Annotated in this window: 12 protein-coding genes; 11 read left to right on the plus strand and 1 reads right to left on the minus strand. The window is 40.2% G+C overall.

Annotation, left to right across the window (positions count from 1 at the left end; all coding sequences use genetic code 11):
* The first annotated feature begins 18 nt into the window (after positions 1-18).
* The 10 genes from RE317_RS02400 (at position 19) to RE317_RS02450 (ending at position 9,256) form a co-directional block, all read left to right on the plus strand.
* Entirely contained in the window at positions 19-1,293 is a 1,275-nt protein-coding gene (locus tag RE317_RS02400; RefSeq protein ID WP_008669970.1) for an MFS transporter, read from the plus strand.
* An 837-nt stretch (positions 1,294-2,130) separates the two neighbouring features.
* Positions 2,131-2,685, plus strand: a complete 555-nt coding sequence (locus RE317_RS02410; protein ID WP_005847321.1) for a DUF4251 domain-containing protein — start codon at positions 2,131-2,133, stop codon at positions 2,683-2,685.
* Positions 2,686-2,918: 233 nt separating this feature from the next.
* Complete coding sequence (locus RE317_RS02415) at positions 2,919-3,476, plus strand: DUF4251 domain-containing protein (protein WP_005847317.1); 558 nt, start codon at positions 2,919-2,921, stop codon at positions 3,474-3,476.
* 25 nt (positions 3,477-3,501) lie between these two features.
* Complete coding sequence (locus RE317_RS02420) at positions 3,502-4,134, plus strand: DUF4136 domain-containing protein (RefSeq protein ID WP_005847315.1); 633 nt, start codon at positions 3,502-3,504, stop codon at positions 4,132-4,134.
* 12 nt (positions 4,135-4,146) lie between these two features.
* Positions 4,147-4,785, plus strand: coding sequence for an outer membrane beta-barrel protein (locus RE317_RS02425; RefSeq protein WP_008669966.1), 639 nt, complete (start codon positions 4,147-4,149; stop codon positions 4,783-4,785).
* Positions 4,786-4,901: 116 nt separating this feature from the next.
* Positions 4,902-5,945: a sensor histidine kinase gene (locus RE317_RS02430; protein WP_005847311.1), complete on the plus strand. Its 1,044-nt coding sequence runs from the start codon at positions 4,902-4,904 to the stop codon at positions 5,943-5,945.
* Positions 5,938-6,723 (plus strand): LytTR family DNA-binding domain-containing protein, encoded by a 786-nt coding sequence (locus RE317_RS02435; RefSeq protein ID WP_008669963.1) that lies wholly within the window; start codon positions 5,938-5,940, stop codon positions 6,721-6,723. The genes RE317_RS02430 and RE317_RS02435 overlap by 8 nt, the downstream gene beginning before the upstream one ends.
* A 155-nt stretch (positions 6,724-6,878) precedes the next feature.
* Positions 6,879-7,718, plus strand: a complete 840-nt coding sequence (locus RE317_RS02440; RefSeq protein WP_005848185.1) for an ATPase — start codon at positions 6,879-6,881, stop codon at positions 7,716-7,718.
* Positions 7,715-8,551 carry an N-acetylmuramic acid 6-phosphate etherase gene (gene murQ, locus RE317_RS02445; protein WP_008669960.1) on the plus strand — a complete coding sequence of 279 codons (837 nt, stop codon included), beginning with the start codon at positions 7,715-7,717 and terminating at the stop codon, positions 8,549-8,551. Before RE317_RS02440 ends, murQ begins: the two co-directional genes overlap by 4 nt.
* A gap of 3 nt (positions 8,552-8,554) precedes the next feature.
* Complete coding sequence (locus RE317_RS02450; protein ID WP_005847301.1) at positions 8,555-9,256, plus strand: SIMPL domain-containing protein; 702 nt, start codon at positions 8,555-8,557, stop codon at positions 9,254-9,256.
* Here RE317_RS02450 and RE317_RS02455 read toward each other — a convergent pair.
* On the minus strand, positions 9,253-10,917 hold the full coding sequence (locus RE317_RS02455; RefSeq protein WP_008669956.1) for an ATP-binding protein: 1,665 nt from the start codon (positions 10,915-10,917) through the stop codon (positions 9,253-9,255). The two genes, RE317_RS02450 and RE317_RS02455, sit on opposite strands and share 4 nt — an antisense overlap.
* A 196-nt stretch (positions 10,918-11,113) precedes the next feature.
* On the opposite strand from RE317_RS02455, the gene rpsA reads away from it, so the two are divergent.
* Positions 11,114-12,910 carry a 30S ribosomal protein S1 gene (gene rpsA / locus RE317_RS02460; RefSeq protein ID WP_005847297.1) on the plus strand — a complete coding sequence of 599 codons (1,797 nt, stop codon included), beginning with the start codon at positions 11,114-11,116 and terminating at the stop codon, positions 12,908-12,910.
* The last annotated feature ends 125 nt before the right edge of the window (positions 12,911-13,035 follow it).

Here is a 13,035-nt window from a genome sequence, read left to right on the forward strand (position 1 = left end):
TTTAAAATGAAAGGAACCATGAAAAACAAGCATACCTCGCCATGGGCATGGATACCCACTCTATACTTTGCACAAGGGCTGCCCTATGTGGCAGTAATGACCATTTCGGTCATAATGTATAAAAGATTAGGCATCAGCAATACCGAGTTAGCTTTTTATACCGGCTGGCTCAACCTGCCTTGGGTTATCAAGCCTCTATGGAGCCCTTTCATTGATCTTATCAAGACGAAACGCTGGTGGATTATCACCATGCAACTTTTAATCGGCGCAGGACTGGCGGGCATAGCCTTCACCATCCCCACAGAGCATTTTTTCCAACTCACTTTGGCCGTTTTCTGGTTACTGGCATTCAGCTCCGCCACACACGACATTGCTGCCGACGGCTTTTACATGCTGGCACTGGACTCGCATCGGCAAGCCCTGTTTGTAGGAATCCGCAGTACCTTCTACCGTATTGCAACCATTGCGGGACAAGGATTACTTATCATGCTTGCAGGAAGACTGGAAATAATGACAGATAATATACCATACGCTTGGTCCCTCACCTTTTTTGTATTGGCCGGACTTTTCCTTGGAATATGGATTTATCATAAGTTTGTTCTTCCCTGTCCGGATTCAGATCATACTTCCAAAGAAGTTTCCGCTTCCAATCTGCTCAAAAAGTTCTTTGGTACTTTTGCCAGTTTCTTTCAAAAAAAGCAGGCAGGCATTGCCATTCTTTTCATGTTACTCTACCGTTTGCCCGAAGCTCAACTGGCAAAAATGTGCATTCCTTTCCTTATAGACCCCGTTGAAAAAGGTGGTTTGGGGCTGACAACCGAAGAAATAGGTTTCGTACAAGGTACTGTCGGCATCATCGGACTTACCCTAGGAGGTATTTTAGGAGGAATAGCCGTAGCCCGTAACGGTTTGAAACAATGGCTCTGGCCGATGGTATGGGCCATTTCCTTACCCGATTTAGTCTATGTTTATCTCAGCTATATCCAGCCTGATTCTTTATATCTCATCAATATTTGCATCTTTATAGAGCAATTCGGTTACGGATTCGGTTTCACAGCCTATATGCTCTACCTTATTTATTTTGCAGACGGAGAACATAAAACAGCACATTATGCCATTTGTACCGCATTTATGGCATTAGGCATGATGATTCCGGGAATGGCTGCCGGCTGGCTTCAGGAACAGATGGGATACAACCATTTCTTTATCTGGATTATGATATGCTGCGTTATCACCTTCGGAGTAACGGCTCTGCTAAAAATTGATCCGGAGTTCGGCAAGAAGAAAGGTTGATCCGACCTTTATTTCAGCCTGTCCTCGGAAAGACAGGCGGATTGTGGCTCTCTGGAAGGAATCAGGGAGGGTGTCGCAGATATGTACACGCTGGCCCGCACACAAAAAACATATGGTTCTTTTCAGAGTTCATTCTCAAACATAGCGGCACAGTTGGGAAGGGTCCGTTAGAAATTCTGAAATTATAGGCTCCGCACTTCAGCATTTGTTTTAATTCGTTTTTCCCTTCTCCTTTCATTTACCGTCAAAACACCCTGCCGGTGGGTGTTCCGGTGATGAAGGGACATCCCGTCATTGTCCTTTCATCCTCCTTTCCGCTTACGTTGAAACGGGAGTGAGGGGAAGCGGTTCCATTTTTAACCGCTTGATTGACTGTGTGTTTTAAATAAGATGAAAGGATGAATGGAGAAGGAAGGACATCGGCTTAGTGAGGGAGTAATGTACGCTGAAACATGCTGACCTTTTTTTAAAACATGCTGACCTTTTTTAAAAAGGTGCTGATGTTTTCTAAAAACATGAAGACATATTCAACAACATCAGTAACGTAAGCTTGCAACATACGTTGGCATCGGGCTACATGTACGCAAGCATAAGCCAACACGTACTTATGTACGTGTATCAAGTTCCGCAATATCTTGTTACAAGGTTTACCCAATCTTGCATCAAGTTCCATTGGATTTTGCGCCAAGATTCGCCATACTGTCCTCCCCCTTTTTGACACATTGTACAAAATATAAAGTCATAGAAGCTTTTAATTAAAAAATAAGATAAAGTCCTTTCAACAAAATAATTATTATATTTGTTTCATATCCAAACAATAACATAAAAGATACATATATGAAAAAGATTATTTTATTAGTATTCGTCACCTTGTTTTGCTGCGTAGGCTACTCACAAGCACAAACAACAAAAAAAATGACTCGTCAGGAAAAGAAAGAGGCGCAAAAAGCTATGGAACAAGCCTTGTTCGAAGAAGCCAGACAAGCTATAGAAAATAAAGCGTTCACACTGGAAGCTGACCGGGTTATATTTAAAAGAGGAAGAAATGCCTTTGTTTCTTCTAATACCAATTTTGTAATGGTAGACGGTGATAAATCATCCGTGCAGGTAGCATTCAACATTCCTGCCAGCGGTCCTAACGGATTAGGAGGTGTCACTGTAGACGGCAATGTTTCCGGTTACAAGATCAAAACCGACAAGAAAGGAAGCATATATCTGACAATGAGCGTAATGGGTGTAGGTATATCTGCTCAGGTAAGTATAACATTACCTTATGGAAGCAACAATGCCACCGTAGATATACGCCCCAACTTCAATTCCAACCGTCTGACTTTATCCGGTGAAATACTACCGCTTGACAAGTCAAATATATTTAAAGGAAGGTCTTTCTAATCACTTTATAGTTCATAGAAAATAAGCCCCGGAAATTTTGTTAAAGCAGATTTCCAGGGCTGTTCTTTTCTCATTCATTCCTCTTCACACCTTTAATTTCAGCTCCTCCAAAACACACTTCAGCAACCGGTTTTTCCGTTTCAGTAATAAATTACTACCTGTTTATGACAAAGCTTATTATATTTATACCGGATTTCAATAGGAAAACAACATAAAATAAAAAAGTAGGTATTATGAGAAAAGTTGTAATATTAACATTAGTAACCTTGTTTACCTGCGTAGAATACTCACAGGCACAAACAACAGAAAAGGAAATGACACGTCAGGAAAAAAAAGCGGCTCAGGAAGCTTTGGACAAAATGTTATTTCAGGAAGCCAAAGAGGCAATAGACAACCAAACCTTTGTACTGGAAGCGGACAGAGTTTACTTTAAATACGGAACCTCCGCTTTCGTTTCATCCAACACCAACTTTGTAGGACTGGACGGTGACAAGGCCGTGGTGCAAGTAGCATTCAATGTACCTTTCAGCGGTCCGAACGGACTAGGAGGTATTACCGTAGACGGTAATGCTTCGAACTATAAAGTAAAAACCGACAAAAAAGGTAATATTCATGTCAGTATGAACGTGATGGGAATCGGAATCTCAGCCCAAGTAAACATTGACATACCTTATGGAAGCAACAATGCGACTGTAGATATTCTTCCGAACTTTAATTCCAGCCACATGACTTTATCCGGTCAAATATTGCCATTAAAGAAAGCCAATGTGTTTAAAGGACGCTCACTATAAACTACTTAACTAAAATTATAGGAATATGAAGAAGCTACTATTTCCACTATTCATGCTTGCCATGATAGTTACTTCGTGCGAGAAAGATCCGGATATGAATAAACTGGATAGTGACTACAGCGTTTACACTGATTATGACAACAGTGTACATTTCAATGAGTTTTCCACCTATTACCTGCCAGATAGCATTCTGGTTCCGGACAACAGCCTGAAAGCCAATTATTGGAAAGATGAAAATGCCCAAAACATTATCAGTGCAGTGGCCCATGAAATGGAACAGAAAGGCTATGTACGGACGGAAGATAAAGAAAAAGCCAATGTAGGCATTCAGTTGTCATACGCCCAACAAAGAATACAAATGACCACAGGAGGATGGTATGGCGGCTGGTGGGATGCCGGATTCTGGGGGCCCTACTGGGGAGGAGGATGGTATTATCCTTATCCGGTAACTTACAGCTATGACACAGGAACCCTGATTATGGAGATGGTTGATTTAAGACAACCTGCCGATAAGTCCAACCAGAACAAACTACCTGTCATCTGGCATGCCTATGCGTCAGGACTGCTATACGGAAACTCCCATTTCAATATGCAGTTGACATTAAATGCCGTCAATCAGGCATTTGCACAATCTCCTTATCTGTCAAACAAACAATAAAACCGGAAAATCATGAAAACGAAAATATTAAAACACAGAGTTCCCAAACGTATCCTCATCGGAATGTTACTAGTTCTCTTTTGTTTCACAAGTAAAGCACAGACCTGGGAAAATGTACATTTTAACGTAGACTGGCAGATGAATGTGCCGTTGAACAGCAACTTTGCCGATAAATTCAGCGGGTGGGGAATGAACTTTGAAGGAAAATATGATCTGACGCCCTATTGGGCTATAGGAGCTTTCCTTAATTTTCATACCAATCACCGATATGTGGACCGCCGGACCATCCCCCTCACCCCAACGGCTTCATTGACAACAGACCAGCAACAATCAGCGTTCCAACTACCCTTCGGAATATCTGTATCCTACAAGTTACCGGATAACAGGTATGTAAAACCTTACTTCGGAGTCAAATCGGGTGCCATGTATTCCCAAAACTCCATTTACAACAATCTGGTACAATGGTATGAACGCCCGTGGGGATTCTATGTTTCACCCGAACTGGGAATGGATATTCATCCGGTGCCTTATCAACGTCTGGGATTTCATGTAGCCGTATATTATAGCTACGCAACCAATAAAACCGGTATCCTGACTTATTCTGAAGATGGAAGGAATAGCATGGGTGTACGTGTAGGAGTTTGTTTTTAATCCATACTAAGCGTTTGCTCATAAAAGAGGAGATTTGGAAAGTATTCTATTCTTTTCTGAATTTCCTCTTTTTTTCATATTTTTGTAAAATAACCCAAATCATTTTCAACAGCGGAATGGCTATGCAAAATAAATACAATCAATTCTTCAACTTTTTCCTGTTTTCAGGGCTGGCATGTTTCTCATACCTTTCGCTGGTACTATATACCGACCTTACGCCTCAACATCAGAAAATATTAATCTCCTCTCTGGGATTTATTTCTGTGGTGTTCATATTCAATCTGGTAGGCTTCAGTCTGATAGTCATCAACCGGTGGCTGAAAAAAAGCTCTCTATTCTTTATCAAGAAGAGAAACAAGCTGATTATCAACTGCATTTTGATTGCAGCTATTCTTTTCTTCATGAATTACGCTACTCTGACCATCTGTAAAGTATTGCTGGAACTGCCTTTCCCATTTGTACTGAGCAGTCCGGGTCTGCGCTTGATCATGATTATATGGTTGGTAGAAATTGTGATTGTGAGTTTAAGTATCACGAGCGCTTTTTACAGGCAGCTGGTTATTCTGCATGAAAAAACAACCAAGCTGGAAGAAAGTTCCATCAAAGCGCAATACACGGCTTTACAAAATCAATTAAATCCACATTTCCTGTTCAATAGTTTGAATACTTTAATATCCGAAATAGAATATAATCCGGAAAACGCAGTAGTTTTTACACAAAAGCTATCAGATGTTTACCGTTATATCCTAAAAAGTCAGGAACAAGGACTTGTCACTTTACGTGATGAACTGGAATTTCTGGATTCATATATCTATCTGCATCAAGTGCGTCTGGGAAAATGCATTCAACTGGAAAACAAAATGACCCCCACGTTATTGAACAAGAAAATCCCTTCATTAACCCTACAGTTACTTATCGAAAACGTGATAAAACATAACATCATCAATATGGAAAATCCAATGGTCATCCATTTGGATTATTCTGACAAAGATCAAACTCTTTCCGTAAGAAACAAGATCAAATTAAAAAAGGATGTTGCAAAATCAGGAATGGGACTGAAGAACTTATCTGCCCGCTATCTGCTGATTTGCAACTTGCATATCACAATTATTGACGATTCTGAATATTTCACCGTAAAAATACCTTTACTGAATGAATAAGATAAAAGCCGCTATTATAGAAGATGAAATTCCTGCAGGACGCCTGCTACATAAAATGTTGTCAGGATTAAGGCCAGACTGGGATATAGTTGTATTGCCCGGCAGCATAGAGGGATCTGTTAAATGGTTCCAGGAGCATCCACACCCGGATATAATCTTTCTGGATATCCAACTGACCGACGGCATTTCTTTCGCTTTCATAGAACAGGCCCAACCCGAAAGTATGATTATTTTTACCACCGCTTACGACGAATATGCCATACGTGCTTTTACTGTAAACAGCATAGACTATCTGCTGAAACCAATAAACAGGGAAAGATTGGCCGAAGCCATCGAAAAGTTTGAAAGATTAACTGCCAGATATGGCAATACCACCCTATCGAACCCATCCAATGAATTACTGAACCTACTGAAAAATATAAGTAATCCGGAAAAAAAATACCGTACCCGCTTCCTGATATCAGGAGACGAAAAGCTGTATACCTTGCAAGTAGAAGATATAGCTTATTTCTATTCTGAAAACAAAATTACCTTTGCCGTCACAAAAGAAGGGAAAGAGCATATCATAGATTTATCGCTCGACAAACTGTCCGAACAACTAAACCCCGATATTTTTTTCCGCACCAACCGGCAAACATTGGTCAGTGTACATGCCATACAGAAAATAGAAAACTATTTTTTAGGAAAAATAATAGTACAGGTAAAACCGCCATTTAAAGATAAAATTACTGTAAGCAGAGAAAAGATAGCTGCAATGAAGCTGTGGCTCAATTATTAAAAAAGTCTGTTTATATGAAAAAGCACTAACTTATAAGTAATAGGAACAGAGTTACTAAAATAATATAAGAGCCCGACAAATAAATACGGAAAACAATGGATATCGGATAAATTTATACTATTTTTGTAAGACTAACAATCATCTTATTATCCGATATGATAGTAATAGCAGACAGTGGTTCCACCAAAACAGACTGGTGTCTGGGTAACACCAAGACAAACAGCAGGACAGTTCGAACAGGAGGTATCAACCCCTTCCACCAATCAGTTGATGAAATAAAAGAAGTGATTGCCTCCACACTAATTCCCCAGTTGGGAGACACCACTGAATTTACAACTATTTATTTCTATGGTGCAGGATGTATTCCCGAAAAGACGAATATAGTGAAAACAGCTTTGGCGCAGAACTTCCCCAAAGCGAATATCCTTGTCGAAAGTGACTTGTTAGGTGCCGCCCACGCCCTATGTGGTAAAACGGCAGGAATTGCATGTATTTTAGGAACCGGATCCAACTCTTGCTTTTATGACGGGAAAAAAATAACAGCTAATATTTCTCCGTTAGGGTATATTTTAGGAGATGAAGGTAGCGGAGCCGTATTAGGGAAACGTCTGGTAGGTGATTTACTGAAACACCAACTTCCCGATGACCTTTGCCAAGATTTCCTTAAAGAATACGATTTGACCCCGGCGCTGATTTTAGATAAAGTATACCGACAGCCTTTAGCCAACCGCTTTCTGGCGGGTCTGACTCCTTTTCTTTTCGCCCACAAGCACAGACCAGAGATACGGAATCTATTAATTTCCTGCTTCACTGATTTCTTCACCCGTAATGTTATGCAATACGAATATCATGATATTCTTGTACATTTCACAGGTTCTATTGCATTTTTCTTTCAAGAAGAAGTAAAAGAAGCAGCTCTAAGACTGAATGTGTCCATCGGAAAAGTTTTAAAAAGTCCACTGGAAGGATTAAAGGATTATCATTTCGAAGTATGAATTTTATAAAAATAACCGAACAACCGTCCATACATGAGGATTTGGAACAAAAATCCGTCAGAGAGTTACTGGAAGGTATCAACGAAGAAGACCGGAAAGTAGCCTCAGCCGTTCATGCCTGCATACCACAAATTGAAAAACTAGTAAATGAAATAGTAGAACGTATGCATCAAGGAGGACGCATATTCTATTTGGGAGCCGGAACCAGTGGACGCCTAGGAGTATTGGACGCTTCTGAAATTCCACCCACTTTCGGTATGCCTGATACCTGTGTCATAGGTATTATAGCCGGTGGCGAACAGGCTTTGAGACGTCCCGTAGAAAATGCTGAAGATGATAGTCAAAAAGGCTGGATGGAACTGCAAGACCATCACATCACAAATAAAGACATTCTGATAGGCATAGCGGCATCGGGAACAACTCCTTATGTAATAGGAGCACTGCAAAAAGCAAGAGAACACGGAATATTAACAGCAAGCATCAGCAGCAATCCGGGCTCTCCCCTCTCGAGTGTGGCAGATATACCCATCGAAATGATAGTAGGTCCGGAATTTATCACAGGCAGTTCGCGCATGAAGAGCGGCACAGGGCAAAAAATGATACTGAATATGATAAGTACCACCGTCATGATAAAACTGGGCAGAGTAAAAGGAAACCGGATGGTAAACATGCAACTCAGCAATCGAAAACTAATAGACCGAGGAGTGCAAATGCTGATTGACGAATTACATATTAATAAAGCAGAAGCAAAACAATTACTGCAAGAACAGGGTTCTGTTAAAAAGGCATTGGACGCTTACAAAACAAATAATTGTATCACTAAAAACAACTGAAGTATGAAAAGTTGGAAACTGGAAGCCGTCATCCTTGCTATAGGCATGTTGGTGATGGGGTATTTTATCAAACAGGGATTGGATACTTTCTCTGGTAAAGACAGAGTAGTGAATGTGAAAGGTCTGGCAGAAATGGAGGTGCCGGCCAATAAAGTAACTTGGCCTTTGATGTATAAAGACCTGGGAAATGACCTCCCGACCTTATATAACAAGATAAATGCAACCAACCAAGCAATTGTCGGCTTTTTGAAACAGAAAGGAATCACTGAAAACGAAATCAGTATCAATGCACCGGAAATTATAGATATGCAAGCCGAACGTTATAATAATAATTCAGTTCCCTTCCGCTATAATGTGACCTCTGTCATCACGGTTACTTCAACTAAAGTAGATCTGGTGAGAAAGATGATCAGCGAACAAAGCGAACTCTTAAAGCAAGGTATCGCTATTACGGGTGGAGATTATCGTTACAATGTGCAATATGACTACACCGGTTTAAACGACATCAAGCCTCAAATGATAGAGGAAGCAACTAAAAACGCACGGGCGGCAGCCGTTAAATTCGCCAAGGACTCGGACAGCGAACTTGGTAAGATAAAAAGAGCCTATCAGGGACAATTCAGCATTGAGGATCGTGACGCCAACACTCCTTACATCAAACGCATCCGCGTTGTAACCACCATTGATTACTCTTTGGAAGATTAAATTCCCATTTGGCGGAGCATATCAAACAAAGCTTCTTTGTTCAGAGGCTTGGACAAATAACCGTTAAAGCCTCTGGACATTACTTTCCGCTTATCTTCATCGTATGCAAAAGCAGTCACTGCAACAATAGGTACTTTGGATGACAATTGACGAATTGCTTCCGTTGCCTGATAACCGTCCACCACAGGCATACCTATATCCATCAAAATAACAGCAGGACTATATTCCAAAAACTTAGAAATGGCTTCTTCACCATTTTCAGCTCGTATCAGATTGTATTTCTTCTCCAAATAAATCTTATACAACAAATAATTATCATCCATATCTTCCGCAATTAAAATCGTTTTATGTTCCAAACAACTCTCCGGCTCGGACAAATCTATAAATTGTTCTTTCTCTTCCGACTGTAATGGCAGAAAATCAAAAGGCTTTTCCGGGAGAACAAACCAAAAAGTAGAACCTTCACCATATTTTGAAGTAACACCAATCTCACCACCCATTTTTTTTATTATAGTCCGACTGATAGAAAGCCCCAATCCGGTACCTTGACGCTTGGCATCCAACTTTGTAAAACGTTCAAAGACCTGACTTACTTTATCTTCCGGAATACCGGTACCTGTATCGGACACATAGAAACAGATACCATTTTCACGTATCTCATATCCCATGGTTATACTGCCTTGCACAGTATATTTAAAAGCATTAGACAAGAAATTGGAAATAACCTGTGAAATACGGTTCTTCTCCGTATGAATGAAGCAGACAGGCAGCTTAGGTTCAAAAATGATACGTACAGGAACATCCGCCTCTTCCAAACGCAATCTGAAAATACCTTCCAACTCACGCATAATTTGATTAACATCCACATCGGTATAAATAAATTCCAAAGTACCCGCCTCAATCTTAGACATATCCAAAATATCATTTACCAACTGTAATAACATATTCGTGTTCCCCTTGATAATCTCTACATAAGAAATTCGATCTTGATCCGACGCGGTCCCCAATAATCCGGCAAATCCCACAATAGCATTCAAAGGAGTGCGAATCTCATGACTCATATTTGCCAGAAAAGCTGTTTTCTGTTCTCCTGCCAATTCCGCATTTCGCCTGGCCTCCTCCAATTCATCCAAAATCTTTTTCTGACGAGTCACATCACGAACTGTCAGCAGAACCTTATCATCCTGATCCAGCTGTAAATATGTTCCCGACACGCAAACAATACAATCGACATAATTATCCATCTTTTCAGACATATAAAGTCTCATCGGAGTTTCCAACGGAGAAAAGTGCCCTTTTTCCCGAAAGCACTTTTCAATGGAGTTACGGACAGGACATACTTTACAATTCTCATGAGAACCGCAGGCTCCGGCGTCCAATCCATTTTTACAACGAAGCAATTCCCCGACCCTACGCAGCACCTGTCCTTCAGAAGTATTATTCAAATTATAGTAATTGGTCTTTTCAACCAAAAAATTCCGATCAACCAAAATTATATATGCATCCACATTATACAATATGGTATCCGAAAATTCTTTCACGGAACACACCTCATTTTTCTTCTTAACGAACTCCTGTTCCAAACTTTTCCTCTTTCTTATCTCCCATCCCCATAAAAGACCTAAAAGTAGAACCAAACAAACTAAAATGAACGCTACCATATTTTAATAGGTTAAATTTCTACAAATGTACAAACATAAATTAAAAACAACGATTATATCCCATTTAAATTTTAATCAGCAAGAAATTTCAGTAAACTTGTTTGTGTTTCAGTATTTTGTTGTATCTTTGCGCCCGAAATTAGATAAACAATATAATGTCTAACGTAATTAACTGAGAATTTTAACAATTTTATTAATGGAAAATTTAAAAAACATCACTCCTGTTGAAGATTTCAACTGGGATGCTTATGAAAACGGCGAAGCTGTAACCAGCATGAGCCACGAAGATCTTGAAAAAGCTTATGACGGTACACTGAACAAAGTAAACGACCGCGAGGTTGTAGACGGTACTGTTATTGCAATGAACAAACGCGAAGTAGTTGTCAATATCGGCTACAAATCAGACGGTATCATTCCTTTAAATGAATTCCGTTACAATCCAGATTTGAAAATAGGTGATACTGTAGAAGTATACATTGAAAATCAGGAAGACAAAAAAGGACAGTTAATTCTGTCACACAAAAAAGCACGTGCTACTCGTTCTTGGGACCGCGTAAACGCTGCTCTTGAAAATGAAGAAATTATTAAGGGTTACATCAAGTGCCGCACTAAGGGTGGTATGATTGTGGACGTATTCGGTATCGAAGCATTCTTGCCGGGTTCTCAAATTGATGTGAAACCTATCCGCGACTACGATGTATTTGTAGGTAAGACAATGGAATTCAAAGTGGTTAAAATCAACCAGGAATTCAAAAACGTTGTTGTTTCTCACAAAGCTCTTATCGAAGCTGAACTTGAACAGCAGAAGAAAGAAATCATCGGTAAACTTGAAAAAGGACAAGTACTGGAAGGTACTGTTAAAAATATCACATCATACGGTGTATTCATCGACCTTGGCGGCGTAGACGGTTTGATTCACATCACTGACCTGTCTTGGGGCCGTGTAAGCGATCCGAAAGAAGTTGTAGAACTCGACCAGAAGTTGAACGTTGTTATCCTTGACTTCGATGACGAAAAGAAACGTATCGCTCTTGGTTTGAAACAACTGACTCCGCACCCATGGGATGCTTTGGATGCTAACCTGCAGGTAGGTGACAAGGTGAAAGGTAAAGTAGTCGTTATGGCTGACTACGGTGCATTCATCGAAATCGCTCCGGGCGTAGAAGGTTTGATCCACGTATCTGAAATGTCTTGGTCACAGCACTTGCGTTCTGCTCAGGACTTCATGAAGGTAGGTGACGAAGTAGAAGCTGTTATCCTGACACTTGACCGTGACGAACGTAAGATGTCTTTGGGTATCAAACAGCTGAAACAAGATCCATGGGAAACTATCGAAGAAAAGTATCCTGTAGGTTCCAAGCACACTGCAAAAGTTCGTAACTTCACTAACTTCGGTGTATTCGTAGAAATCGAAGAAGGTGTAGACGGATTGATCCACATCTCTGACCTGTCTTGGACTAAGAAAGTAAAACATCCTTCTGAATTCACTCAGATCGGTGCAGATATCGAAGTTCAAGTATTGGAAATCGACAAAGAAAACCGTCGCTTGAGCCTTGGTCACAAACAGTTGGAAGAAAATCCTTGGGATGTATTCGAAACTGTATTTACTGTAGGTTCTGTACACGAAGGTACTATCATCGAAATGTTGGATAAGGGTGCTGTTGTAGCTCTTCCTTATGGTGTAGAAGGTTTTGCAACTCCGAAACACTTGGTAAAAGAAGATGGCTCTCAAGCCCAATTGGATGAAAAACTGTCATTCAAAGTAATTGAATTCAACAAGGATGCCAAGAGAATCATCCTGTCTCACAGCCGCATTTTCGAAGATGCTGCCAAGGCAGAAGAAAGAGCTGAAAAGAAAGCAGCTTCTAATGCAAAGAAAACAACTAAGAGAGAAGAAGCTCCTGCTATCCAAAATCAGGCAGCCTCTACCACTTTAGGCGATATCGATGCTTTGGCTGCTTTGAAAGAACAGTTGGAAAACAAAAAGAAGTAATCAGTTTACTTTAAGATAAGCCAAAAGGATGCATTTTAATAAATGCATCCTTTTTTTATGCCATTATTTCTTAAAAAGGAAAATATTCTATGGGATATCCGTAATAAAACCGTATCTTTATAGAG

Origin of the sequence: Phocaeicola sp. GP0067 (assembly GCF_031119655.1) — a bacterium.
GTDB lineage: Bacteria > Bacteroidota > Bacteroidia > Bacteroidales > Bacteroidaceae > Phocaeicola > Phocaeicola vulgatus.

Bases quoted from the DNA above. Each gene is read 5' to 3' on its own strand.
- RE317_RS02400 (WP_008669970.1), top strand. From the start codon at position 19: ATGAAAAACAAGCATACCTCGCCATGGGCATGGATACCCACTCTATAC.
- RE317_RS02410 (WP_005847321.1), top strand. From the start codon at position 2,131: ATGAAAAAGATTATTTTATTAGTATTCGTCACCTTGTTTTGCTGCGTA.
- RE317_RS02415 (WP_005847317.1), top strand. From the start codon at position 2,919: ATGAGAAAAGTTGTAATATTAACATTAGTAACCTTGTTTACCTGCGTA.
- RE317_RS02420 (WP_005847315.1), top strand. From the start codon at position 3,502: ATGAAGAAGCTACTATTTCCACTATTCATGCTTGCCATGATAGTTACT.
- RE317_RS02425 (WP_008669966.1), top strand. From the start codon at position 4,147: ATGAAAACGAAAATATTAAAACACAGAGTTCCCAAACGTATCCTCATC.
- RE317_RS02430 (WP_005847311.1), top strand. From the start codon at position 4,902: ATGGCTATGCAAAATAAATACAATCAATTCTTCAACTTTTTCCTGTTT.
- RE317_RS02435 (WP_008669963.1), top strand. From the start codon at position 5,938: ATGAATAAGATAAAAGCCGCTATTATAGAAGATGAAATTCCTGCAGGA.
- RE317_RS02440 (WP_005848185.1), top strand. From the start codon at position 6,879: ATGATAGTAATAGCAGACAGTGGTTCCACCAAAACAGACTGGTGTCTG.
- murQ (WP_008669960.1), top strand. From the start codon at position 7,715: ATGAATTTTATAAAAATAACCGAACAACCGTCCATACATGAGGATTTG.
- RE317_RS02450 (WP_005847301.1), top strand. From the start codon at position 8,555: ATGAAAAGTTGGAAACTGGAAGCCGTCATCCTTGCTATAGGCATGTTG.
- RE317_RS02455 (WP_008669956.1), bottom strand. From the start codon at position 10,917: ATGGTAGCGTTCATTTTAGTTTGTTTGGTTCTACTTTTAGGTCTTTTA.
- rpsA (WP_005847297.1), top strand. From the start codon at position 11,114: ATGGAAAATTTAAAAAACATCACTCCTGTTGAAGATTTCAACTGGGAT.